The organism is Spirosoma sp. KUDC1026 (assembly GCF_013375035.1).
In the GTDB taxonomy this organism is placed as follows: domain Bacteria; phylum Bacteroidota; class Bacteroidia; order Cytophagales; family Spirosomataceae; genus Spirosoma.
The window spans coordinates 2,830,001-2,852,913 of sequence record NZ_CP056032.1; the positions used below are offsets into that span (position 1 = coordinate 2,830,001).

The 22,913-nt window shown below is 51.7% G+C and carries 23 protein-coding genes, 1 tRNA gene and 2 rRNA genes (1 of these 26 cut by a window edge); 17 read left to right on the forward strand and 9 right to left on the reverse strand.

Annotation, left to right across the window (positions count from 1 at the left end; genetic code table 11):
- The 7 genes from HU175_RS11900 to HU175_RS11930 all read left to right on the forward strand — a co-directional run.
- Positions 1-742: ribosomal RNA gene (locus HU175_RS11900) — 23S ribosomal RNA — on the forward strand (it extends 2,093 nt beyond the left edge of the window).
- A 112-nt stretch (positions 743-854) separates the two neighbouring features.
- Positions 855-966: ribosomal RNA gene (rrf, locus tag HU175_RS11905) — 5S ribosomal RNA — on the forward strand.
- A 168-nt stretch (positions 967-1,134) separates the two neighbouring features.
- Positions 1,135-1,599 carry a (2Fe-2S)-binding protein gene (locus HU175_RS11910; RefSeq protein WP_176566810.1) on the forward strand — a complete coding sequence of 155 codons (465 nt, stop codon included), beginning with the start codon at positions 1,135-1,137 and terminating at the stop codon, positions 1,597-1,599.
- A gap of 2 nt (positions 1,600-1,601) precedes the next feature.
- The gene (locus HU175_RS11915) at positions 1,602-3,749 is read left to right on the forward strand and encodes a xanthine dehydrogenase family protein molybdopterin-binding subunit (protein WP_176566811.1); all 2,148 of its coding nucleotides are present in this window, start codon (positions 1,602-1,604) and stop codon (positions 3,747-3,749) included.
- Between the two features lie 197 nt (positions 3,750-3,946).
- Positions 3,947-5,362 (forward strand): MBL fold metallo-hydrolase, encoded by a 1,416-nt coding sequence (locus HU175_RS11920; RefSeq protein WP_176569201.1) that lies wholly within the window; start codon positions 3,947-3,949, stop codon positions 5,360-5,362.
- Between the two features lie 18 nt (positions 5,363-5,380).
- Positions 5,381-5,953, forward strand: coding sequence for a YeeE/YedE family protein (locus HU175_RS11925; RefSeq protein WP_176566812.1), 573 nt, complete (start codon positions 5,381-5,383; stop codon positions 5,951-5,953).
- A 10-nt stretch (positions 5,954-5,963) separates the two neighbouring features.
- Complete coding sequence (locus tag HU175_RS11930) at positions 5,964-6,449, forward strand: YeeE/YedE family protein (RefSeq protein WP_176566813.1); 486 nt, start codon at positions 5,964-5,966, stop codon at positions 6,447-6,449.
- 7 nt (positions 6,450-6,456) lie between these two features.
- On the opposite strand, the gene HU175_RS11935 is transcribed toward HU175_RS11930, so the two are convergent.
- Complete coding sequence (locus HU175_RS11935) at positions 6,457-7,122, reverse strand: epimerase (protein WP_176566814.1); 666 nt, start codon at positions 7,120-7,122, stop codon at positions 6,457-6,459.
- Positions 7,123-7,203: 81 nt separating this feature from the next.
- Between HU175_RS11935 and HU175_RS11940 the strand changes: the two genes are divergently transcribed.
- Positions 7,204-8,016: a zinc-dependent peptidase gene (locus HU175_RS11940; RefSeq protein ID WP_176566815.1), complete on the forward strand. Its 813-nt coding sequence runs from the start codon at positions 7,204-7,206 to the stop codon at positions 8,014-8,016.
- Between the two features lie 68 nt (positions 8,017-8,084).
- Here the strand turns inward: HU175_RS11940 and HU175_RS11945 are convergent.
- The 4 genes from HU175_RS11945 to HU175_RS11960 form a co-directional block, all read right to left on the reverse strand.
- Positions 8,085-8,174, reverse strand: a tRNA-Ser gene (locus HU175_RS11945).
- Between the two features lie 503 nt (positions 8,175-8,677).
- Positions 8,678-8,920, reverse strand: coding sequence for a hypothetical protein (locus HU175_RS11950; protein WP_176566816.1), 243 nt, complete (start codon positions 8,918-8,920; stop codon positions 8,678-8,680).
- 32 nt (positions 8,921-8,952) lie between these two features.
- Positions 8,953-9,450 carry a hypothetical protein gene (locus HU175_RS11955; protein WP_176566817.1) on the reverse strand — a complete coding sequence of 166 codons (498 nt, stop codon included), beginning with the start codon at positions 9,448-9,450 and terminating at the stop codon, positions 8,953-8,955.
- A 31-nt stretch (positions 9,451-9,481) separates the two neighbouring features.
- A complete protein-coding gene (locus HU175_RS11960) occupies positions 9,482-11,908 on the reverse strand; it encodes a S9 family peptidase (RefSeq protein WP_176566818.1) in 2,427 nt (808 codons plus the stop codon).
- A 224-nt stretch (positions 11,909-12,132) separates the two neighbouring features.
- Here HU175_RS11960 and HU175_RS11965 point away from each other — a divergent pair, with 224 nt between their 5' ends.
- Genes HU175_RS11965 through HU175_RS11980 form a run of 4 tightly spaced genes read left to right on the forward strand, consistent with a single transcriptional unit; the run spans position 12,133 to position 14,138 of the window.
- The gene (locus HU175_RS11965; RefSeq protein ID WP_176566819.1) at positions 12,133-12,426 is read left to right on the forward strand and encodes a YciI family protein; all 294 of its coding nucleotides are present in this window, start codon (positions 12,133-12,135) and stop codon (positions 12,424-12,426) included.
- Positions 12,423-12,611: a hypothetical protein gene (locus tag HU175_RS11970; RefSeq protein ID WP_176566820.1), complete on the forward strand. Its 189-nt coding sequence runs from the start codon at positions 12,423-12,425 to the stop codon at positions 12,609-12,611. The genes HU175_RS11965 and HU175_RS11970 overlap by 4 nt, the downstream gene beginning before the upstream one ends.
- A gap of 3 nt (positions 12,612-12,614) precedes the next feature.
- The gene (gene hxpB / locus HU175_RS11975) at positions 12,615-13,304 is read left to right on the forward strand and encodes a hexitol phosphatase HxpB (protein ID WP_176566821.1); all 690 of its coding nucleotides are present in this window, start codon (positions 12,615-12,617) and stop codon (positions 13,302-13,304) included.
- Positions 13,305-13,337: 33 nt separating this feature from the next.
- The gene (locus HU175_RS11980; RefSeq protein WP_176566822.1) at positions 13,338-14,138 is read left to right on the forward strand and encodes a PhzF family phenazine biosynthesis protein; all 801 of its coding nucleotides are present in this window, start codon (positions 13,338-13,340) and stop codon (positions 14,136-14,138) included.
- 74 nt (positions 14,139-14,212) lie between these two features.
- On the opposite strand, the gene HU175_RS11985 is transcribed toward HU175_RS11980, so the two are convergent.
- The gene (locus HU175_RS11985) at positions 14,213-15,031 is read right to left on the reverse strand and encodes a DUF4198 domain-containing protein (RefSeq protein ID WP_176566823.1); all 819 of its coding nucleotides are present in this window, start codon (positions 15,029-15,031) and stop codon (positions 14,213-14,215) included.
- 259 nt (positions 15,032-15,290) lie between these two features.
- Here HU175_RS11985 and HU175_RS11990 point away from each other — a divergent pair, with 259 nt between their 5' ends.
- The 3 genes from HU175_RS11990 to mtgA all read left to right on the forward strand — a co-directional run bounded on the left by HU175_RS11990 (position 15,291) and on the right by mtgA (position 17,874).
- Complete coding sequence (locus tag HU175_RS11990) at positions 15,291-15,743, forward strand: GNAT family N-acetyltransferase (protein ID WP_176566824.1); 453 nt, start codon at positions 15,291-15,293, stop codon at positions 15,741-15,743.
- 48 nt (positions 15,744-15,791) lie between these two features.
- On the forward strand, positions 15,792-16,937 hold the full coding sequence (gene hemW / locus HU175_RS11995) for a radical SAM family heme chaperone HemW (protein ID WP_176566825.1): 1,146 nt from the start codon (positions 15,792-15,794) through the stop codon (positions 16,935-16,937).
- Positions 16,938-17,028: 91 nt separating this feature from the next.
- The gene (gene mtgA / locus HU175_RS12000) at positions 17,029-17,874 is read left to right on the forward strand and encodes a monofunctional biosynthetic peptidoglycan transglycosylase (RefSeq protein WP_176566826.1); all 846 of its coding nucleotides are present in this window, start codon (positions 17,029-17,031) and stop codon (positions 17,872-17,874) included.
- A 10-nt stretch (positions 17,875-17,884) separates the two neighbouring features.
- Here mtgA and HU175_RS12005 read toward each other — a convergent pair whose 3' ends face one another.
- Positions 17,885-18,238 (reverse strand): hypothetical protein, encoded by a 354-nt coding sequence (locus HU175_RS12005; RefSeq protein ID WP_176566827.1) that lies wholly within the window; start codon positions 18,236-18,238, stop codon positions 17,885-17,887.
- 59 nt (positions 18,239-18,297) lie between these two features.
- On the opposite strand from HU175_RS12005, the gene HU175_RS12010 reads away from it, so the two are divergent.
- Both HU175_RS12010 and HU175_RS12015 read left to right on the forward strand, forming a co-directional pair.
- Complete coding sequence (locus HU175_RS12010) at positions 18,298-18,756, forward strand: OsmC family protein (RefSeq protein WP_176566828.1); 459 nt, start codon at positions 18,298-18,300, stop codon at positions 18,754-18,756.
- Between the two features lie 116 nt (positions 18,757-18,872).
- A complete protein-coding gene (locus tag HU175_RS12015; protein WP_176566829.1) occupies positions 18,873-19,667 on the forward strand; it encodes a thymidylate synthase in 795 nt (264 codons plus the stop codon).
- A gap of 75 nt (positions 19,668-19,742) precedes the next feature.
- Here HU175_RS12015 and HU175_RS12020 read toward each other — a convergent pair whose 3' ends face one another.
- Both HU175_RS12020 and HU175_RS12025 read right to left on the reverse strand, forming a co-directional pair.
- A complete protein-coding gene (locus HU175_RS12020) occupies positions 19,743-21,536 on the reverse strand; it encodes a M28 family peptidase (RefSeq protein ID WP_176566830.1) in 1,794 nt (597 codons plus the stop codon).
- A 145-nt stretch (positions 21,537-21,681) separates the two neighbouring features.
- Positions 21,682-22,572 (reverse strand): IS982 family transposase, encoded by an 891-nt coding sequence (locus tag HU175_RS12025; protein WP_176565439.1) that lies wholly within the window; start codon positions 22,570-22,572, stop codon positions 21,682-21,684.
- Positions 22,573-22,913 lie beyond the last annotated feature (341 nt).

Below are 22,913 nucleotides of genomic sequence, written 5' to 3' on the forward strand. Positions count from 1 at the left end.
GCGTCGCCAGGCGTCCTGGATCCAACCTTGAAATACCGCCCTTGGCTGACCGGCTGCCTAACTTTGAACGAAGGACAGTGTTTGGTGGGTAGTTTGACTGGGGTGGTCACCTCCGAAAGGGTAACGGAGGTTTCCCAAGGTCCGCTCACGCCGGACGGTAATCGGCGGTTGAGTGCAATAGCAGAAGCGGGCTTGACAGTGAGGCATACAGGCCGATCTGGGACGAAAGTCGGGTATAGTGATCCGGTGGTTCCGCATGGAAGGGCCATCGCTCAAAGGATAAAAGGTACGCCGGGGATAACAGGCTGATCTCCCCCAAGAGCTCACATCGACGGGGAGGTTTGGCACCTCGATGTCGGCTCGTCACATCCTGGGGCTGGAGAAGGTTCCAAGGGTTCGGCTGTTCGCCGATTAAAGTGGCACGCGAGCTGGGTTCAGAACGTCGTGAGACAGTTCGGTCTCTATCTGTGGTGGGCGTTGGACTACTGAGGGGGTCTGTCCTTAGTACGAGAGGACCGGGATGGACGCACCGCTGGCGGATCAGTTATCATGCCGGTGGTATGGCTGAGTAGCTACGTGCGGATCAGATAAGCGCTGAAAGCATCTAAGTGCGAAACTGGCCCCGAGATGAGTGGTCCTATATAGGAAGGGTCGTTGGAGACGACAACGTTGATAGGCGGCAGGTGGAGGTGGTGAGAGCCATGGAGCCGAGCCGTACTAATGTGCCCGAGAGCGAGTTTGCCGGTTTGTTATGCTGGTCTGGGATTGTGTATTTGATTTTCTCTCTGTGAGGAAAAAGACGCTGGTCTTGGTATCGTTGCCCGGTGGGGTCAGGATACGAATGATATACTTAGGTTGGTGTTGTTAAGGCGGGTGATCACCTCTATCCATTTCGAACAGAGCCGTTAAGCCCCGTACTGCCGATGGTACTGCTGTCACAAGTGGGAGAGTAGGAAGGTGCCACCTAAGAAACTGGAAGCCGCTATCAGTCGATAGCGGCTTTTTTTATGCCCTTTCTTGATGTCTCCTATGCACCGGCTAAAGCAACGACGCTGGCTGGTTGCGTATTTGTGACTTCAATAATTGCGTTCCAAATTTTTGTATCTTGCCTATCGTATCTAAACCTGACACTTCATGTCTACTTTCACGCTTCATATTAACGGTCGGAAATACCCCGCCGACGTTGATGCCGATACCCCACTGTTGTGGGTTTTACGTGACACGCTGGGAATGACCGGCACGAAATACGGATGTGGCATTGCTCAATGTGGAGCCTGTACGGTGCATATGGATGGCGAGGCAGTACGTGCCTGCGTATTGCCCGTCTCGTCGATTGGTAGCGCGAAGATTACGACCATCGAGGGACTTTCTGAAAAGGGTGATCATCCCGTACAGCAGGCCTGGAATGAAATTGATGTACCGCAATGTGGCTATTGCCAGGCGGGGCAGATCATGACCGCAGCTGCATTGCTGAAGAAAAATCCAAAGCCAACGATGGCTGATATTGATGCTACTATGTCAGGCAATTTGTGCCGTTGTGGTACGTACCATCGAATTCGTGAAGCTGTGAAAAGTGCTGCCACTAAAACCAAGAAATAGCCATGATGACGTTACCGAAAGAGGGCCGACGCTCGTTTTTGAAAACAATGGCTGCCGCCAGTGGTGGCCTGTTACTGGGCTTTAACTGGAGCGAGGCTGAAGCCGGACAGACCGATATCGCGTCGGCAGTGGCAGATTCGGACTTTAACAGCTATTTGTCGATAAGCCCAACGGGTACTATTACAATTCTATCACCTAACCCGGAAGTAGGACAAGGTATAAAGACCGCATTCCCGATCGTCGTAGCGGAAGAGCTGGACGCCGACTGGAAGAATGTCGTTGTTGAGCAGGCTCCGTTGGATACCAAAAAATTTGAACGGCAGGTTGCCGGGGGCAGTGGTTCGATTCCGCATTCCTGGCAGCGTCTGCGCGTGGCCGGGGCTACAGCTCGTCAGATGTTGATTGCAGCCGGTGCCAAGCGCTGGAACGTACCAGCTGTTGAATGCTCGACTTCATTAGGGTACGTAATTCATACAGCAACAAGCCGAAAACTGAGTTACGGTGAACTGGCTACCGAAGCGTCACAGGTACCCGTGCCAACGGATGTTAAATTGAAAGATCCGAAGGATTTTAAACTGATTGGTCAAACGATCAAGAACGTTGACAATCCTCGAATTATAACCGGAAAACCGCTTTTCGGGCTGGATTTCTACCGTGAAGGCATGTTGTTTGCCATGCTCCAACGGCCCGCTTTCGGCTATAAGCTGAAGTCGGTCGATGATAAGGCGGCCAAAGCTATGTCGGGTATTGTCGATGTTGTTACGTTTGATAATAACGTAGCGATTGTCGGAAAATCTACCTGGCAGGTGAAGAAGGCAAAGGATGCGCTGAAAATTGAATGGGAGAAATCAGATACGCTGGAGAGTACCGCCGACCATAACCGAATTTTCAAAGAATTATTGGATAGCCCGGAGGCAACGGTCCGTCGGAAAGATGGCGATGTAGAAACGGCTTTCAAAAATGCGGCTAAAGTCGTTAAGGCCGAATACCAGTGCCCGTTCCTACCCCATAATCCGCTGGAGCCGATGAACTTCTTCGCCCACGTTCGGGAAGACGGGGCTGAACTGGTCGGACCGACGCAGACGCCGGAACTGGCACGCAATGAAACCGCCAAACTGCTCAAACTATCGCCCGATAAAGTCAGTGTGCAGATGACCCGCATGGGGGGCGGTTTTGGACGTCGGCTGAAAGCGGATTACGTTGTCGAAGCGGTACAGGTATCAAAGCTTGTCAAAGCACCCGTTAAAGTAATCTGGACCCGCGAGGATGATATGACCGGTGGTAGTTATCGTCCGGCGGTTCGGTACCGATTCGAAGCTGCGCTGGATCAGCAGGGCAACATGATTGGCTACAAGCTACGCGGAGTAGGCATCAATGCCGGTAATCCGACGCGCGAGGACAACTTCCCGGCGGGGGCTGTCGACAACCTGCTCATCGATAGTGTCGACCATAAATCGCCGATTACAACCGGGCCCTGGAGAGCGCCAATCACTAATTTCCTGGCTTTTGCCGAGCAGGCATTCCTGGACGAAGTAGCACAGGCCGCCGGGAAAGATCCCGTTCAGTTTCGGATCGAATTGCTGGACAAGGCCAAGCAAAAGCCAGTCGGGGCAATCAAGTATGATCTTGACCGGATGAAAGGCGTTATTCAACTGGCTGTAGAGAAATCGGGTTGGGGAAAGAAAAAAGGTCCGGATGGAAAACTCATTCCACAAGGATTCAGCGTCTATTTCTCACACCGTTCCTACGTAGCGCAGGTGGGGGAAGTCGTAGTAAAAAAAGGAAAACCGGTTATTCAAAAAGTCTATTCAGCCGCCGACTGTGGCATTGTCATCAACCAGAGTGGAGCCCGCCAGCAGGTAGCGGGCTGCATCGTAGATGGTATCGGCCACGCCATGTACGGCAATATCACTTTTAAGGACGGCGTACCTGAGCAGAAGAACTTTAACGAATTCAGGCTGATTCGGCTGACTGAAATTCCGGAGGTGGAGGTTCACTTTGTCGACAACGGCATCGAACCCACCGGCCTGGGTGAGCCATCGCTGCCACCTGCTGCGGCTGCTGTTGCTAATGCCATTTTTAAAGCAACCGGTAAGCGGTTACGGAATCAGCCTTTTACCGAGCAGGAAGTATTTAAAGCTATTTCCTAGAGAGTATACCCCATTTAACAGACGCGTTCTGAACGAAACTAAGCCTTTCGTCCGGAACGCGTTCTGCGTTTCTACCGAAGTCAGGGCGCTGTTTGTGCCCATATATGCAACTTCAAAAGTGAATTGGCTGTTTGCGTGACAGCAGGTTCTGGAAATGAGTTTTTGATTCTTCAGGACGATCACGAACTACAATGAGCATGAAAATAGAGCAGATTTACACCGGTTGTCTGGCCCAGGGGGCTTATTACATTGAAAGTGCTGGCGAAGTAGCCGTTATCGACCCGCTCCGCGAAGTACAACCCTATCTGGATAAGGCCGCCAGTGATAAATCGACGATTAAATACGTACTGGAAACCCATTTTCACGCCGATTTCGTGTCGGGGCATCTTGATCTGGCGCGGAAGGCTAATGCACCTATTGTTTATGGGCCGAATGCACAGACGGGATTTGATGCGTACATAGCCAGGGATGGCGAAGAACTAAAACTCGGTGACGTAACCATCCGGGTGCTGCATACGCCAGGGCATACGATGGAGTCGACCTGTTATCTATTATTGGACGAGAAGGGCACAGAGAAGGCGCTGTTTAGTGGTGATACGTTGTTTATTGGCGACGTTGGCCGGCCGGATCTGGCGCAGAAGTCGGACCTGACGATGGACGATCTGGCGGGTTACCTGTTCGACTCGTTACGTAATAAGATCATGCCCCTGCCCGACAGTGTGATTGTGTATCCGGCTCACGGGGCGGGGTCAGCCTGTGGTAAGAACATGAGTAAGGAAACGACCGACACGCTGGGGAACCAGAAATTGTTCAACTATGCGTTGCGGGCGTCCATGAGCCGGGAAGAGTTCATCCGCGAGGTGACCGATGGGTTGCTGGCTCCACCGAAGTATTTTCCGCAGAACGTACAGCTCAACAAACAGGGATACGAAAGCATTGATACGGTTCTGAACCGGGGTGCTCAACCGCTGGCACCCGACGCCTTTGAAGCGGCCGCGAACGAAACGGGTGCTCTGGTGCTGGACGTGCGGTCTGCACAGGAGTTTAGTCGGGGATTTATTCCAAACACGATCAACATTGGCCTGGGTGGTCAGTTTGCCCCCTGGGTTGGTGCATTAATTCCAGACGTAAGACAGGAAATTCTGCTTGTATGCCAGCCCGGCACCGAACAGGAAGCCCTGACCCGGCTAGCCCGCGTTGGTTATGATCAGGTGCTGGGTTACCTACAGGGCGGTTTTGCGGCCTGGGTAGCCAGCGGAAAGGAAACGGACACCATTACGTCAATCTCAGCTGATACATTGGTCGATAAGATGGAAACCGGAAAATTGACCATCGTCGATGTCCGGAAACCCGGCGAATTTGCGGGGGCGCATGTCGACGGGGCTATAAACATCCCTCTTGACTACATCAACGAGCAGATGGCCGAGTTCCCCAAAGGCGAAACGATTTATATTCACTGCGCGGGGGGCTACCGGTCTATGGTGGCGGCATCGATTCTGAAATCGCGGGGATTTGAGGACATTGTAGACATAGCAGGTGGCTTTGGCGCTATTCAGAAAACGGGTCGTATTACCACGAGTAGTTTAAAGGATGCATCCGAAAAAGCCGCATAACACATAGTGTAACGTCTGATGGAGATTCTTGATTTAATCCGTCGTCCCTGGCCCTGGTACGTAGCCGGTCCGCTGATCGGCCTGACAGTACCAACGCTTTTGCTGCTGGGAAATAAATCGTTCGGTATTTCGTCGTCGTTGCGGCATATCTGCGCGGCCTGTATGCCGGCCAGTATTCCGTTTTTTCAGTATAACTGGAAGCAGGAACTCTGGAACCTGTTTTTCGTGACCGGGATTCTGATTGGTGGATTCCTGGCGACGAATTTTTTGAAAAACCCGGAGGTGTTCCGCTTATCTGCTGATACGCTGGCCGACCTGAAGGCGATTGGCGTGCAGGACTTCTCGGGATTGATGCCTGCCGATTTATTTGCCGCCAATAATCTGTTCAGCGGTAAAGGACTGGTCTTTTTCGTACTGGGTGGTTTTCTGGTTGGCTTTGGAACACGCTGGGCGGGGGGCTGTACGTCCGGCCATTCGATTATGGGTTTATCCACCCTGCAATGGCCCTCGCTGGTTGCTACCTGCTGTTTTATGCTTGGCGGCTTTGTGACGACTCATTTGCTGCTGCCTTACATCATGAAACTGTTTTAGCCGATCTACTATGCAAAATGTCGACGAATTCCCGGAAACGCTAATCCGTGAAAACCCTGGTCCGGTTCGGCCGCGCGAGCCCTGGACGGCTAATCTAAACTACCTCATAGTTGGGATTTTATTTGGTATCGTCTTCGTCAAAGCCGAGATCATTTCCTGGTTTCGGATTCAGGAAATGTTTCGCCTGCAGAGTTTCCATATGTACGGCGTAATCGGTTCGGCGGTGATTGTCGGCATGCTGTCTGTCTGGCTCATCAAACGCTTCCAGATCAAAACCCTGTCCGGCGATACCGTTGTGTTTCATCCCAAGCAATTCAACTGGGGACAGGTTTACGGCGGGTTACTTTTTGGACTGGGCTGGGCAATTACCGGCGCTTGTCCAGGCCCGTTATTTGCCCAGATCGGTAGCGGCTATCTTGGCGTGATCGTAACCCTGCTGAGTGCTATTGCCGGTACCTGGGTTTACGGTTATCTACGAGACCGGTTGCCGCATTGATAACTGGCTAACTCCGTTTGGCGAGCTGGTTGATGTCTTTTACCTCCAGAATGGGTTTTTCGTAGCCAAGCCGCACGGTATTGATCATCGCGAGGCCCAGGTCATGCATCGAGCTGATGTAGCTCGAAAATACCCCTTTTAGAAGGGGCAGTATTGGCAGCAGGAACCGGTAGTACGTTTTCACATTCTTCTGCCCGTCGACCGGTATGATGAAGCCCGGACGAAACATGTAAGCGGCTTTAAAGGGAAGACGTAACAGCGTGTTTTCGGTTTTGCCCTTAACCCGCGCCCAGGCCATTGATCCCTTCTCGGTACTGTCGGTACCCGCGCCTGATACGTAGCAGAACGTCATATCGGGATTCTGCTTTACCAGTGTTTCGGCCACGTGGAGGGTCAGATCATAGGTTATACGCCGGTAATCGGTCTCGCTCATACCCAGCGAGCTTACTCCCAGACAAAAAAAACAGGCATTGTAATTCGCCAACTGATCGCTGATGGGCGACAAATCCAGGAAATTGTCATGAATAACTTCTTTCAGTTTCGGGTGGGACAACCCGCCTGGTTTACGGTTGATAACCAGTACCTGTTCAACGTCAGGGTGTTGTAGTGCTTCGAGAAGAACGCCTTCGCCTACCATCCCGGTAGCGCCTGTAATGATTGCTCGGATTGCCATTGCTGCTTTATGAATGACTGGAAAAGGATAAACCATCCGGCAGGCATGACCGTTTACTGCTAACGATAAAAAAGTAAACAAATGCTGATTGTCTCCATTATTGTCCTGCTCGTTATTGGTGGACTCATCTGGCAGTACGTCCGTCAGGGACAGTCGCGTTCCAGTAAAGACGTCGATCCGCTGCCTGCTACAGATAGCCCACTGCTTCATGAGCACGTAGCGTATTACCGCTCACTACCCAACGACAAAAAAAAGTTGTTTGAAGAACGGGTCAGCCATTTTCTGCAGCATACGAAAATCGACGGCGTCGGTACGACAGTCGATGAGGTCGATAAATTATTAGTGGCCAGCAGCGCGGTAATTCCTATTTTCGGCTTTGAAGGCTGGTACTATTACCAGCTCACTAACGTTCTGTTGTATGACGACCGGTTCAATGAAGAATACGAAACCACGGGCAGCAACCGGAGTATTCTGGGAATGGTAGGCGAAGGGGGCGCTCTACAAAGCACGATGGTATTGTCGAAACCCGCCCTACGTGACGGGTTCGCCAACGAAAACAGCAAGTCGAATACGGGCATTCACGAGTTTGTCCACCTGCTCGATAAAGCCGACGGCTCAACAGATGGGTTACCCGAATATCTGCTTGGCAAAACTCACATTAAACCCTGGGTAGAGCTGATTCATCGAAGCATCCGGGAGATCAAGGAAAATCAGTCGGATATTAATCCATACGGAATAACGAACGATGCCGAGTTCTTCGCGGTCGTTTCCGAATATTTTTTCAAACGACCGGACTTACTGGAGCAAAAGCACCCGGAACTGTTCGCCCGGCTCGAAGAGATATTTCATCAAAATCCAGCTACGCCGGACAAAGAACTACCCGAACAGCCGTAATATACATCGGTGGGAGATAAACTAAAAAGAGGTTTATCGGGCTGACAATCAGCTTGATAAACCTCTTTTGGCAGAGAGCGAGGGATTCGAACCCCCGGTACCCTTGCGAGTACTTCTGATTTCGAATCAGACCCGTTCGACCACTCCGGCAGCTCTCTAGTCGGCGAAAAAGGGAACCCTTTCTCGTTTTCGTGGCACAAAAGTAGAGGTTTTTGTGAACATGTCAACTATTTGAGAAAAATAATGTGGATTGGTACCAAAGAGGGGTATTTATATAATGCAAGTGAACTAAAACAGAGAGTAAAATAGCCATAATAATAAAAGCGAAAAATTGATTACTAATTTGGCACTACTTAATAAAGTATTTTACAAATAAGCAAACTAAAAATTACTGATATTCGTAAATTGAGAATAAATTAACAGTTACAAAATGCGCGAAACTACTCTAGCAACCAGGGAGATGGTAAAGCAGATGCTTACTATTCACCACATTCTCGAAATTGCCAAAGTGTTGCACAACAGTGGAATAGCTCAGGAAAAAGCAATTCGGCTGGCCTCAATTGGGTGGGATCCGGCGCAACGCCTTAACTGAAAAAGTTTAATAAACGCAACAGGCCAGTCATTTGCATGACTGGCCTGTTGCGTTTGCCGATAAGCAAGTTTATTCGCCGTCATCGCCACGCACGATGGCCACTGCCTGGTCAATCAGGTCATCATCGACCCCATCAATAAGCAGGTTGTCGTTGGCAATATTGCTCACGATCGTGACCTTGGAGAGGTCGATGGATGGCTCCAGTTGCAGGAAAGCGTCCCGGAATTGCTGCTCAATTTGCCGGTCCTGTACTTTGTTCGCTTCGTCTTCCAGTTGACGAGCCAGTTCTTCGGGAGATAAATCAGAATTCATAGCGTTGGGGTTTTAGGCCCAAAAATAGTGGATTACTGCTGTTTTGCGTACGTAATTGTTCCGTTGATGCTGTTGGCCAGCCGTTGCGCATAATCACTCATGTAGTCAAATCCGATCCGCATCGGCGCCCCTTTTGCCCCGCTGTTTGTAATGGCCGCGGGAGTAAGCGGCTGCCGGGGTGGCGTTTTGGACGCGGATTCCATAAATCCGGTGACCTGCACAGCCCCCTTCACAACCGAAACGACGAGGTAGGGAAACGTTGATGCTTTGGCAATCTTACGCGCTTCCGTCTGCATCGACAGGCGATCCCCGTCGGCTTTGCTGATGGCAAAACCGGATTCGATCAGTACCTGACCGGCCCGCAGATAAAGCAGGCTATCGGGCATGGATGAGCCAACCAGAATCAGGTTGTCGCCGGTTTCGGGGATGGCGAGGGCGCTGGACGATTGGGGGGCGGTAGTCTGGGCATATAGCCCCGAGCTGATCAGGGCTATTGCCAGCGTACAGAAAAGTAGGCGAAACGTAGTCATGCGTTGTACAACCGGAAACACCTGCCTAGAGTTATAAGCGTTCTTCAAACAGTTTCAGAATTCGTTTGTATTCGTCCATCCAGCTTGTAGGTTCCACGAAGCCGTGGTCTTCGACGGGATAGGAGGCCAGCTCCCAGTTTTCTTTCCGCAACTCGATCAGTCGCTGAGCCAGCCGAACGGCGTCCTGGTAATGCACATTGACATCGACCATGCCGTGGCAGATAAGCAGGTGACCCTTCAATCCTTCCGCGAAGTTGATCGGCGACGATCTACGGTAGGACAGGGAATCGGCCTGGGGTTCGTTCAGAATATTGGCTGTGTAGCCGTGGTTATAGGCCGCCCAGTCGGTAACCGGACGTAGCGCAGCCCCGGCCGCAAATACGTCGGGCGTGGTGAACATGGCCATCAACGTAATGAAACCGCCGTACGAGCCGCCATAAATGCCGATGCTTTTTTCTTTCACCCCCTGGGTCTGTACTAGCCATTTGGCTGCGTCGACATGATCTTCCAGGTCTTTGCCGCCCATGAACCGATAAATACCCGTCCGCCAGTCGCGACCATAGCCCGCGCTGGCCCGATAATCGATGTCCAGGACCGTGTACCCTTTGTCGACCAGAAGGTTATGGAACATATACTCGCGGAAATACTGACTCCACCACTTGTGGGCGTTCTGCAGGTAACCTGCACCGTGGACAAACACGACCGCCTTGCCGTTGGCTTTGACTGGCGATATGGAGTCAGGTTTATAAAGCCGGGCGTAAATAGGCTGACCGTCGCGGGAAGGGATGGTGACGAAGGCCGGTACGCGCCAGGGATAGGCCTTGAAAGCGTCGGTGGGGGAGTCGGTCAGTTTGACGGGCGTTGAATTCGGGCTTCCTTTCTTACCAGCTGTCGGCACGTCGACGACGTACAGTTCCCAGGGTTTGTTACTGGTCGAGTACCGAATCGCCATGCGGGTTTCGTCGGGAGAGAGCGTTACGTCGTTAGCACCCGACATGGTCGTCAGGCGAGTACGCTCGCCACCCGTAACCGGCATGCGGTAAAAGTGCTGTTCGCCGGGGTGCATTTCATTCGTCTGCAGAAAGAAATGGGTTTTGTCTTTCGACAGTTGAACCTGCTGGACCTCAAACTTGCCTTTAGTCAGCTGCTTTTTCGAACTGGCCGTCTGTACGTTGATGGTGTAAATGTGCGAATACCCGTCGGCTTCCGACTGGAACCAGAGCGTCTGATTATCGGCCAGAAAATTCATGTTGCCGGGCGAGAAACCCCCACCAACACCTGGTCCGCCCACCCAGGAATCCTCGTGCTGGCGGTCGAGCAGGGCGAGTTTGGGGGCCGAATCGCCCAGGTCAAGGCGCATGATCCAGCGGTCTTTGTTATCCTGCGACCGCACGACCACAACAGCCAGCTTACCATCGTCGGACCAGACCGGACCGTTGATCGTTACCGGCCGGGCTTTCTTTGTGGTATCGGCTTTTGCGCCCTTGGGCGTGGGCAGGTCGGCCTGTTTGTCGTTGATGCCGGGGATGCTCTTCGTGCTGACCGTCCAGACCGTGTCTTTCTGAATGTCGTACACCATAAACTCCTGGCTCATCAGGGGCGCTCCCACTTTCGTGCGCCCCGAGATATCTTCCGTATAGCCGGATTCTGTTACGTAGTTTGGAACGATTGTGTTTTTGGCGTTGCTGGGGTTTTTTCCCACTTTATACGTAACGTAGCGACCGTTGGGACTAAGCTGAGCGGTCATCAGTCGTTTGTCGTCCAGGTAAATCTCTTTCGGGCGTTTAGGCCGGTTGGCTTTGTTGATTCGTTCGGCTTCATCTTTATTCTCTTTCCGCTCGCGAATAACCGTTGACAGTCGCAACTGCTCGGTCTTCAGGAATTTCTCTTCGTCGGTTGACTTCGGCTCGGCCTTTTTGGTGGTTGGCCGGAAATCGGTCAATTGGGTCAATTCGCCGGTTTGCAGGTCGAACTTGTAGAGATTCGAACCGCCCCGGCGGAAGACAACGGCTTTTTCGTCACCGGTGAAAACGGGGTCGCTTTCGGGTTCAACCGTGTTGGTCAGCTGACGGATGCGTCCGGTTTTAACGTCGAGCCAGTAGATATCGCCGTTTTTGTCGAACAGGCGCTGCGTATAGGTCTTATTATAGGCTTCGACGGGGGCGGTGGGCAGAGACAGCCGTTCGGCAACACTAACTTTGGCGGGTTTAGCGGGCGTTTTGCCGGTCAGTGCCACTTTATACAGTGAGTCCCCCAGGGCGCGCTCTGGATTCCAGTTAAAGTAGATCGTTTTGGAATCGTCGGACCAGTACGGATTCGTGGGCGACGTACCAACCCAGGTTTTGGGGTCCTGCATGATCGTTTCGATCGTCAGAGTAGGGCGCGTTGTCGGTTTAGGGGCAGGCTGGGCCAGGGCCTGAGTTGCCAGCAGACTAAGCAGCCAGAAAGGTGTTTTCATTGAAAGCGGGTTGTTATTCAAGCCCTCAAATTAATGAGAAATCAGCGAATACGGGCGATCTGCCCAGGAAACCTGACTACGAATGCCTCCGGTTTCTGGTAGCATCAAGGGAAGAAAACAGCCCGAAATTGGTGTAAAAGAGAGTTGTCTGCGTAAGAAAGCGCGCTTGCATTGGGAGGAAACAAGTGAAAAAAGTATCTTGCCCTGTTAATTCTTGTTTATTGATGCAGTACGTTATCTACGCTTACGATTATACGGATGCCGATGCGCTTAGCCGCCGAATGGCTGTTCGACCCGCCCACCTGGCTTACGTCCGGCAATTGAAAGCCAACGGCCAGTTTGTGATGGGAGGGGCCCTGCTCAACGACGCAGGGCAGATGATCGGATCCATGCTCGTGCTGGAACTGGAATCCGAAGCGCAGCTGGAAACGTACCTACAAGAAGATCCTTACCTCGTTGAGGGCGTATGGGACAAGGATAAACTGGACAGTAAACCGTTCCGCCCCGCCGTCGTATGAACAGTCGACGATTAGCGGCCGGGTTACTAATCTGGCTGGCCGTGGCAGGGACAACTGCCTGCCAGAGCCGGACCAGACCAGCGGAGCAGACAGTAGACATGCGGCCGGACACGACCATCTTTGATGACGATACCCTGGAAGGGGCAATCAGGGATTCGATCCGGCCCTCAAACCACAGAAACTGACTTTTGATACACGCAGCAATATTTGATATGGATGGGCTGCTGGTGGATTCGGAACCCCACTGGCGAGCTGTTGAACGGGAGATTTTTGGATCGGTTGGCTTGATGCTGACCGATGACGAATGTAAGAAAACGACGGGGATGCCCATTCTGGACGTGGTCCGGTACTGGCACGCCCGGGCTCCCTGGACGCAGGAAGCGGCCGGTGGCCGTAGTGACGAAGAACTGGCGGACGAAATGACCGAAGCTGTTCATAAACGTATTGCCAGCATGGCCGAACCCATGCCTGGGGCAATCGATGCCTTGACGTTTTTTGCCCGGCAGGGACTACCGACAGCCATTGCTTCGGCTTCACCCATGAGCCTGATTGAAGTGGTGGTTGATCGGCTGCAGCTGCGGCCATACCTGACCCTCTGGCACTCGGCTACGCTCGAAGCGCGCAACAAACCCGCGCCGGACGTGTATCTGGGGGCGGCCCGGAAACTGAGTGTAGATCCGGCTAGCTGTGTTGCCTTCGAGGATTCGGGCGCGGGTCTCCGGTCGGCACATTCGGCCGGGATGCGTACGATAGCCGTTCCGGCGGCCTTTGAAGCCAAGGAGCCAAAGTTCCAGATTGCCGACGTCATTCTATCCTCGCTGACCGAGTTTTCGCAGGACACACTTGCCCTGCTCCAGCAATCCGAAATGCATTCCTAAACCTTTCTTGATACGTAGTTTATTGTAATTCGTATGCGTCTCTACCAACTCGATGCGTTCACTGACCAGCTTTATGCCGGAAACCCAGCCGCTGTGATCCCCCTGACAGCATGGCTTCCGGACGAGCTAATGCAGCAGATTGCCGCTGAAAATAATCTAGCCGAAACGGCCTTTTACGTCAAAACAGACGATGATGCCCACTATCATATCCGCTGGTTTACGCCAACGGTTGAGGTTGATCTGTGTGGGCACGCTACCCTGGCAACGGGTTATGTTGTCTTTTATCTGGAAGAAAAGCCCGACGCCGAAGAGATCTTTTTTGATTCGCGGAGCGGCTCGCTGAAGGTCTGCAAAGGTCAGGAAGGCTGGCTGACGCTCGATTTTCCGGCCGATGTGGTGCATAAAGCAAATTTACAGCCACCTGCTCTGCTGAGTAGTCTGGAAGAAAAGCCGCAGGAAGTTTACAAAGGCAAAACCGACTACCTGCTGATTTACGAAACCCAGGCTCAGATTGCGGCTCTGGACCCCGATTTTCGGGAAATGAGCACCGTTCCAGCTCGGGGGGTGATCGTAACGGCACCGGGCGATGCGGATTCGGGAGTTGATTTTGTATCCCGCTTTTTTGGACCACAATCAGGCATTGATGAAGATCCCGTTACCGGATCGGCGCATACAACACTGGTGCCGTATTGGTCAGAAAAGCTGGAAAAAACAGAATTGGTGGCCCGTCAACTGTCGAAACGGGGTGGGTACCTGCGCTGTAAACTAAACGGCGACCGTGTCGACATTTCCGGTCAGGTGAAACTCTACCTGACCGGCGAAATTGTCGACTAAGTTAGAAGCATAGTAAACGCTGGCAAAGCTGATCGCCCGACGGAAACGGGCTGGTTTGTTGCCAGCGTTTTTAATTACCGGCAGCCAAACGTCAGGCTGCCCCAGTAGCTATGCCAGTCGGCGGGGCTGGGTTTCGTGGTATCGGCATGTACGTATGGAACCATATGGACCAGACTGACCATACTGTTGCCGGCCCGCAGCCGGAACCGAACCCGCCCCTGCCCGTCGGACCGCTGCCGCTCCTGAGCGAGCGGATTCGTGCCGTTTCGATTACAGTAGCGTACCAGCGCTTTCGGCAGGGGTTTGTTGTCGTATAACACCTGAAACGTGGCAATCTGGCCGGGACGCTGGACGTACGGGTTTTGAGCAGGAATGATTTCCAGCGGCATTCCCGTATTCTCGGCGAAGGTATTATCCGGTTTGTCTCCTGCCTGGATCAGGGTTTTGACGCAGCGCTGGTACATTTCCCGGCTAGGTTTGCTGGTCGCCCCCTGCTGCTGCCGGGCGCTTACTACGTTGTCCAAGCCATCTTCTTTCAGGTACAGCAGAAAACTATCCGCCCGCATAGCCAGAAACTTAGGGGTATTGGCGAAACTGATCAGGTGCGTGCCCGCCGTGGTGAGCGATACGGGTAGGGTACCATACGTATCGCCAGGGAGGGTAGGAACCAGGTTTATCATGCCGCTGGCCGACTGGTGTTTGTACTGCACAATCCGGTCTTTGGCACCATCAGACCGCTCACCGGTGAACCCTTCACCCACCAGAACCTGTATGGTAACTTTATCGCCCACGTTCGCAAAAAAGCGACTGGGCTGCAACCAGAACTCATGGGCCAGTACCAGTCCGGCGCCAATAACCAGCAGAAGGAGAGTCGTAAAAAATTTCTTTATCATATTTATTTGTATTAATTCTAAACAAGCCTAACTTTGTTGCAGCAAATCAGTGAACAATGACAGTTGAGTTCAATTTTCAGGAAGAATTAACAACCGCTTTCGCCGTAAAACAGCCAGGCCAAACGAATGTTTTTGTTGGACAGGAGTGTGTGCTGAAAAAGTGCTGCAAGAAGTACAAAAAGGGGAAACGCTGTAAGAAATGCCCGGATTGATCGGATTGGGTGCCTGATTGTGAGGTAAAATAATCCATCTTCGCAGGATGGAAACACGCTATGAGCAACATCCCGCTCTACCCAATGAGCCGCAGTTGAGCGATTTAGTCGACCTGCTGGCGGTCATCTTTCCCAACGAATCTCCGGAGGCAACGCGCGAGAAATTGTTTTTTCAAAGTGCGAACGCCCCAGTTGTTACGCAACTGGCTTATCTGGGTGACCAACTCGTTGGCTGCAAGCTAGGCTATCGCCGGAAACCTACTCATTTTTATAGCTGGCTGGGGGGCGTTCACCCCGACTTTCGTCAACACGGCATTGCGACTGGGCTGATGGAGCAGCAGCACGGCTGGTGCCGCGAGCAGGGTTACAAAAGCATTCGCACCCAGACCTATAATACGTGGCGGTCAATGCTTATCCTGAACATCAAATCTGGTTTTGACATCATCGGCACTGTGCAGGGAAAACACGGACTCACGATTGTGCTCGAAAAGCGCCTGTAAACATACCGGTCAGGAACCCACGGCCCGTTTCGGTTGTCATACGGATAGATGCATCTTTATCTTCACATCCCGTTCTGCCGCCAGGCCTGCCACTACTGCGATTTTCATTTCAGCACGAATCTAAGCCAGAAATCGGCGCTGGTTGACGCGCTCTGCGCTGAAATTTCCCTGCAGAAAGGCTACCTGCCCGGTAAAACGCTGGAAACGATTTATTTCGGTGGTGGAACACCGTCGCTGCTGACGGAGCCGGAACTGGCGCAGCTTTTTGAAACGATCCATACGCACTTTACCGTTTCGCCCACCGCCGAAATTACGCTCGAAGCTAACCCCGACGATCTGAATGATACGCCAGAAACTGGACTGTCGAAACTGAACGTACTACGTCAGTACGTTAACCGGCTGAGCATTGGCATCCAGACGTTTGATGAGGCAACGCTCCGCTGGATGAACCGGGCGCACACGGCTACCGAAGCGGCAACCTGCGTCTGGCAGGCACGGGAAGCGGGTTTTGAAAATATGAGCGTGGATCTGATCTACGGCATCCCCAACCGGGATGCTTCGCTCTGGACGGCTGACCTGAACCAGGTTCTGGCGCTCGACGTACCTCATATTTCGGCTTACGCCCTGACGGTTGAACCCGATACAGCTTTTGGGCGCTGGCAGCAGAAAGGCAAGCTACCACCAATCGACGAAAACCTGGCCGCCGGGCAATTTGAGGAACTGGTTCAGGCGCTGCGGGACAAAGGGTATGAGCATTATGAAATTTCCAATTTTGCCAAACCTGGTCGCTATGCCCGGCATAATACGGCTTACTGGCAACGACGACCGTATCTGGGCGTTGGACCAAGTGCGCACTCCTACAACGGGCACAGCCGGCAATTCAACATCGCCAATAACACCCGCTACGTATCGGCCGTTCAGAAAGGTGAGTTACCCGCCACAGTTGAGAAACTGACCACGGTCGACCAGGTCAATGAATACCTGCTGACGGGTTTACGAACGCAGTGGGGCTGCTCACTGGCCGAATTGACCACTTTACTGGGGGCTAATTTTGCCGAACGTCAGGCTCGTGACCTGACAGAAGTGTATAACGCAGGCTGGCTGCTTCGGGATAACGATCAACTCCGGCTGACCGAAGCCGGGAAACTGTTCGCTGACCGCGTGGCCGCTACGCTGTTTGTTGAGCAGGACTAGCCTTAAACCGGTTAGTAGTCTTACCGGACTAATTGCCGGTTTTGTTAGTTTAGGATAAAATGCCTCATTTTCGCGTCCTGAATCCGTTTGTATGAATCCGCAGCGTCCGGCCAACACCTTTCGTAACCAGTCTTCTCAGCAACCCCGCCCGAAGGTATCGCACCCGGTTACGCAGCGGCTGCAGAAAACAGGACGTAAAGCAACACAATGGCAGAAAATCCGCCAGTACATTCGCCAGCGGCCCACGCTGGAGCGGGCGTACTGGCTCGTTCTCAAAGTATTCTTGTGGTTATTCATTTCCTCGGTCAGTTACGTAATCGTACTGAAGTATGTACCGGTCTGGGTAACGCCCCTCATTGTATCGCGTTGGGTGGATACGTTTGGGACGGACGAAAGCAGTCATGTCTATAAGAACTGGCGGCCCTATGACAAGATTAGCAAGGAAGTAGCGCTGGCCGTTGTGGCCTCGGAAGATCAGGATTTTCCCAAACACTGGGGGTTTGACTTCGACGAGATCCAGGATGCGATTAAAGATAACCGAACCCGGAAACGGCCTCGGGGGGCCAGCACGATTTCGCAGCAGGTAGCCAAGAATGTCTTTCTCTGGAATGGGCGGAGTTACCTTCGGAAAGGGCTGGAAGTGTATTTTACCGTGCTGATCGAACTGATATGGGGCAAAGAGCGGATTCTGGAAGTGTACCTGAACGTAGCGGAAATGGGACCAATGACCTTTGGGGCCGAAGCCGCGTCACAGCGATATTACGATCACTCGGCGGCATCAATGACACGGAACGAAGCCGCCCGGATTGCTGCCGTACTGCCTAATCCCCGCCTGTTTTCGATCGCCAAGCCATCCAGCTATATCCAGCGCCGAACCCGGCAGATTAGCCGCCAGATGCGTTACCTGGGCGGGCAGAAATACATCCGGAGTCTGTAAGGATCAGAGCCTACCAGAGTTTGAGGGGAAAGAACTCGCCCAGACTAATGGGCTCTTTGTGCAGAATGAATACGTAGATCAGAGCGGCAAGTACGAGGTAACTGACAGCCAGCCATTTCTTTTTCTGCTCGAATTCTGTGGGCTGATGATAATAGTCGTAGATCATGGAAGCCGACAGGCCCAGCACCATCAGAAAGAACGAGAACACCCCAAAATCTGTTCGGTAGATGCTAACCGACTGCATGAAGCGGGCCCCCGACACGATGTAGAAAAGCCAACTCGCAAAACCAGCCCGGTACAGATAAACGCTGAGCCGTCGATCATTTTTTAGATCAAAGAGATCTTCGGTGAATTTCTCGGACATGGTCTTGGTTAATTTGAGTGAGTGAAAATAGCAAGTATATCCGATAAACGCAAAAGCTGATGCTTGATTTACAGCCAACTGACTCGGCTAAAGATTACAAAACGATGCGGATCGAACTGGTTCGCGTAGACGATGCGTTCCACTTTGAAGCCGTTGGGGCATCGGGGATAACCCAGCACATGGATGCCGCTACCGACATCGGTGGCCATAACGCCGGGGCCCGACCTATGGAGATGCTGCTGATGGGGCTGGCGGGCTGCTCGGCCATTGATGTCGTGCTGATCCTGCAGAAACAAAAACAGGTTATCGACGATTTTCGGATGACGGTGGATGGCCTGCGCGAAAAAGACGCGACGCCCGCTCCGTTCCAGAAAATTCATATTACGTACCACCTGAAAGGCGATCTGAACCCCGATAAGGTAAAACGGGCTATCGATCTGTCGATGGATAAATACTGCTCGGCAACGGCCCAGCTCCGGCCGTCGGCGGAGATCACGTATTCCTTCGAACTGGCGTAGGCCTGCCGAAAAAGATTGATTGGAAGGCGCCCGTCCGGCGCCTTTTTTGTTTCTTTGTTCGTCTATTTCTTCGGCTGGCACGACCCGGGGTCCTGTCAGTGCGCTTTTTATCAGTTATGCAGCAATACCACGATTTACTCCGTCATATTCTGGCCAACGGCACCCGCAAAACCGACCGGACGGGCACCGGAACCATCAGCGTTTTTGGGTATCAGATGCGGTTCAACCTACAGGATGGTTTTCCGTTACTAACGACCAAGAAAGTACATACCCGTTCCATCATCCACGAACTGCTGTGGTTCATTAAGGGAGAGACGAATATTGCGTACCTGAAGGAAAATGGTGTATCGATCTGGGACGAGTGGGCCGACGAAAACGGAGATCTGGGACCGGTCTACGGCAAACAGTGGCGGAGCTGGGAAGCAACGGATGGCCGGATAATCGACCAGTTGAGTGACGTACTGAAACAACTCAAAAACTCGCCCGATTCGCGCCGGATGATGGTATCGGCCTGGAACCCCGCTGACGTACCGGGCATGGCCCTGCCGCCCTGCCACGCGCTTTTCCAGTTCTACGTAGCCGATGGCAAACTTTCCTGCCAGCTTTACCAACGTAGCGCCGACGTGTTTCTGGGGGTACCGTTCAATATTGCGTCGTACGCGCTGCTGACGATGATGGTTGCGCAGGAGTGCGGCTACGAAGCGTACGAGTTCATCTGGACGGGGGGCGATACGCACCTCTATCTGAATCACCTCGAACAGGTTGACATACAGCTGTCCCGCGAACCACGTCCGCTGCCAACGATGCGGCTGAACCCCGAGGTGAAGTCGGTTTTTGACTTCAAATACGAGGACTTTACACTGGAGAATTACAATCCCTATCCGGCCATAAAAGCGCCGGTGGCGGTATAAGAAGTCTTCATCAAACAAAATGTCCGTACGTAATCAGATACATAAGGACATTTTGTTTGATGGAAAACACAAGCGTTAATGCCTGACGCCTAGCAGCATTCGGTTCGTGGCAATAACCCGGCCATCGGCCTCAAATGTATAGTAGAGTACCTCTATTCGCCCTTCGTTCTTGTAGCTGAAGAGGTATTCATTGATACCGTCGCGGACTTCGATTTTACGGCGTTCGAGGAGAGTTCCGTCACCTTTTCGTACGGTTAGATATACATCATTGTACTGCTTATTGCTTTCGTTTTTCAGCACTAAGTACGTAGATTCGTCAAACGGGTTAGGATAATTCTTTACGATTTCGAGACCTGCTTCGGTTGACGTAGGGGCTTGAAGAAGTCTGTCGAGGAAGCCGAATGATTTAGGCTCCGTGCTGCTGGCGGTCGATGTGGCCGGTACGTTTACTGACACTTCACCCGAAAACAGGCTTTCTGCGCCCCCTGAATTGACGGCTGCTACACTCACGTATCGTACAGAGCTGCTGTTTCCCAAAAATGCGATAGTAGGTGTTTTCGTTGATACTGTGTACACCGAATCCCAATCATTGGTGAGCGATCGCAGTGCGATTCGGTAAGCGGGGGCATTGCTGGCATCGGTGATTGTTAAGGAAATTTTATTGGTGCTAGCGTATTTCGCTGTGAATGAAGCAGGTTTGACCACCGACTGAGCGGCCATAGCAATAGCGTTTGAGTTGATGACGGCGTTACGGGCCAGATAATTGAAGTCAACACTAAAATCGTCTATTATTCCATCGTTATTCGTATCGATTTGCTCATTGTCTTTACTGGTATGAACGATACCGCAACTACCCGTTCCATCGCCGTTTTCATTCTGAGAAACTAGTCTGACAGCTGCATAACCCTGACTACGAAAAGGAACATGATCCCCAGAACGGCCCGTACGATCTTCACCGCTCATTATATTAATCGTCATTGGCGTGGCGGTAGCTGGTTTGATTTGTTCATTGTATTCCAGCTTGATGTAACGAGCCATCTGTTTCTGAATGGAGTTAGCGCTACCATACGAGAAGATACGGATACTGTTGTTGGCAACCGTACCAGCTACGCAGGAAGGAGACGATGAACAAGGGCCACATAAGGTAGTGCCAGCGATGTCGTTGTTCAATACCATACGAATAGCCCTGTTTTTACCAGCAGAGTAGTTGGCGAAGGCTTTGCTGCCGTAAAGACTTTGCTCTTCGCCGATGGTCAGCAGAAAGACGACAGTTGCTTTTAGATTATACTTCGATAAAACTCGGGCCGCTTCAATGACCAGCGCCGACCCAGTTGCATTATCTGAAACGCCTGCTGCGTTGCAGGTGGCATTACACGCATCATCACAACGACTGTCTACGTGGCCCTCTACTACAATAAAAGATTTGTCGGTTAAATCACTACCGGGCAGGACTGCAAAGACCTCATTATAGGTCCGGGTTGTCGATGAGCAGATGGCTGCGTTAAACGTCATTCGCGATACCAGCAAGCGATTAGTACGTTGCTTACTAATCTGCCGAAACTTAGCCTCGATCCAGTTATTAGCTGCTCCCAGACCGGTTGTTGTTGAACTGGAAAAAAGTGAATTGGTCTGACGCGTCCCAAACGATGCTAGTTTTCGAACGTACTCCCTAACGGAGTCGGCCGAGATGGATTGGTTTAAATCTGTCGATAAGGCCGTTGGTGTCAATGTTAAACCGCCCGTATAAGCCGAAGGAGAGTAACTGCCAGCCATTACAGCATCGGCCGTTGAATTTGTCACAGCCATATTGCTTTGGCTATAAGCCAACTGAGCCACCAGTAAGGTAAAAGAGAGGAAAAGTTTTTTCATATAGGTTTGTTACAAGGTTATGATAAATCCGTATCCCAACCGAGAGCTGACGGCTTATTGAGCGGGTCATTGCCAATCGCTTCGAGACGGTTAAAATGAATCAATTTATATACCAAGTTGCCTAATTATTTATACTTAACGTGAATTATGGATAAATGCGTTTTTGAACTGGGATCACAATAGATGGCTTACGGTCATGAAAACAATAAGCGATCAAACCTGCCAAGACATTGATCTGGCTATTAAGCGCACTCCGATGGCGAGTGTGTTCGAGGTCGAAGACCGATGTTAGCAAGGCATTGACCGATTCGATTAAGCCGCGCTTGCGTAAGTTGAGTTTATCACTCAAGGGCATCAAGGTGTTCTTCATCCGGCGTCGAAGCTTGGTTACTAAATGAAGACCTCGCTGGTAAAACTCGGCAAACAGTTTAGTCAAATACCCCCGGTCGCCAAAGCACTGTCCCTGCAAATCCGCCAGTAGCTCTGGCAATAAGCTGGCGTTGTTGTCCGAGACATTACCAGGCGTAATGATAAAATTGATTAACTCGCCGTACTGATTAATGACTAAATGCGCTTTTAGCCCAAAGAACCAGCCCATAGAGGACTTCCCACGGGCGGCCAGGCCAGCAAAGACCTTATTGGCCTGGATGCGATGGTTATCACAGACGGCCAGCGGTTTACTATCGACAATGTAGAAGCCGGTTCGCTGGCCTTGGGCACAAAGCCATTTTAAGAGTACAAAAAGTCCAGGTAGTAAGCGAGGCATACGGGCCACGAATCGCTCGTAACTGATCAACTTGGGAAAATAACTCCTTAGTTGAGCCTCTACCCAGTCTTGGTAATAGTACTGAAAGCATTTGGCCCCTGAATGATGATAGAAGATTGTGATCGCTAACATCTCACTGTCGGTTAACTCGCCCTGTCGAATAGTGGGCAAGGTGCCTTGCTGCATTTGCCACTGGGTCAGGACATTGCAAAAATCATCACAGGTGATGAAGATCTCAATTAGTTTAAGGGCCTTATCTTCGCGAAGCATAGGAGCAGGTGATTGAGTTTTGTTACTTGGCAGTGCAAATCTCGCTATCACTTGCTCACTATGTACTTACTATCAGTCAGTTAAATGGGGAGTTATCCATAATTCACGTTACTTAGTAATTTTTAGACAACAATAGGGTATTATAAAGACAATGGTAGGTATAAGCCGGGGGACTTAAAGCAGTGAGCAGTATCTTGAAGAGAGTGCGTCTATTTAGCAATAGTTATACCGTGTATAACTAAGAAGACAAGGTAGAGCGGGTTGCAATAGAGCTAGTACATTCAAAAAAGCCAAAAGCCTCATGCGTATTGCACAAGGCTTTTGGCTGCTATAGCAGATAA

Bases quoted from the DNA above. Each gene is read 5' to 3' on its own strand.
- HU175_RS11955 (WP_176566817.1), bottom strand. From the start codon at position 9,450: ATGACTACGTTTCGCCTACTTTTCTGTACGCTGGCAATAGCCCTGATC.
- hemW (WP_176566825.1), top strand. From the start codon at position 15,792: ATGCATCTTTATCTTCACATCCCGTTCTGCCGCCAGGCCTGCCACTAC.
- HU175_RS11990 (WP_176566824.1), top strand. From the start codon at position 15,291: ATGGAAACACGCTATGAGCAACATCCCGCTCTACCCAATGAGCCGCAG.
- HU175_RS11950 (WP_176566816.1), bottom strand. From the start codon at position 8,920: ATGAATTCTGATTTATCTCCCGAAGAACTGGCTCGTCAACTGGAAGAC.
- HU175_RS11925 (WP_176566812.1), top strand. From the start codon at position 5,381: ATGGAGATTCTTGATTTAATCCGTCGTCCCTGGCCCTGGTACGTAGCC.
- mtgA (WP_176566826.1), top strand. From the start codon at position 17,029: ATGAATCCGCAGCGTCCGGCCAACACCTTTCGTAACCAGTCTTCTCAG.
- HU175_RS11970 (WP_176566820.1), top strand. From the start codon at position 12,423: ATGAACAGTCGACGATTAGCGGCCGGGTTACTAATCTGGCTGGCCGTG.
- HU175_RS12010 (WP_176566828.1), top strand. From the start codon at position 18,298: ATGCTTGATTTACAGCCAACTGACTCGGCTAAAGATTACAAAACGATG.
- HU175_RS11935 (WP_176566814.1), bottom strand. From the start codon at position 7,122: ATGGCAATCCGAGCAATCATTACAGGCGCTACCGGGATGGTAGGCGAA.
- HU175_RS11985 (WP_176566823.1), bottom strand. From the start codon at position 15,031: ATGATAAAGAAATTTTTTACGACTCTCCTTCTGCTGGTTATTGGCGCC.
- HU175_RS11915 (WP_176566811.1), top strand. From the start codon at position 1,602: ATGATGACGTTACCGAAAGAGGGCCGACGCTCGTTTTTGAAAACAATG.
- HU175_RS11960 (WP_176566818.1), bottom strand. From the start codon at position 11,908: ATGAAAACACCTTTCTGGCTGCTTAGTCTGCTGGCAACTCAGGCCCTG.
- HU175_RS11920 (WP_176569201.1), top strand. From the start codon at position 3,947: ATGAAAATAGAGCAGATTTACACCGGTTGTCTGGCCCAGGGGGCTTAT.
- HU175_RS11930 (WP_176566813.1), top strand. From the start codon at position 5,964: ATGCAAAATGTCGACGAATTCCCGGAAACGCTAATCCGTGAAAACCCT.
- HU175_RS11965 (WP_176566819.1), top strand. From the start codon at position 12,133: ATGCAGTACGTTATCTACGCTTACGATTATACGGATGCCGATGCGCTT.
- HU175_RS12020 (WP_176566830.1), bottom strand. From the start codon at position 21,536: ATGAAAAAACTTTTCCTCTCTTTTACCTTACTGGTGGCTCAGTTGGCT.
- HU175_RS11910 (WP_176566810.1), top strand. From the start codon at position 1,135: ATGTCTACTTTCACGCTTCATATTAACGGTCGGAAATACCCCGCCGAC.
- HU175_RS11980 (WP_176566822.1), top strand. From the start codon at position 13,338: ATGCGTCTCTACCAACTCGATGCGTTCACTGACCAGCTTTATGCCGGA.
- HU175_RS12005 (WP_176566827.1), bottom strand. From the start codon at position 18,238: ATGTCCGAGAAATTCACCGAAGATCTCTTTGATCTAAAAAATGATCGA.
- HU175_RS12015 (WP_176566829.1), top strand. From the start codon at position 18,873: ATGCAGCAATACCACGATTTACTCCGTCATATTCTGGCCAACGGCACC.
- HU175_RS11940 (WP_176566815.1), top strand. From the start codon at position 7,204: ATGCTGATTGTCTCCATTATTGTCCTGCTCGTTATTGGTGGACTCATC.
- HU175_RS12025 (WP_176565439.1), bottom strand. From the start codon at position 22,572: ATGCTTCGCGAAGATAAGGCCCTTAAACTAATTGAGATCTTCATCACC.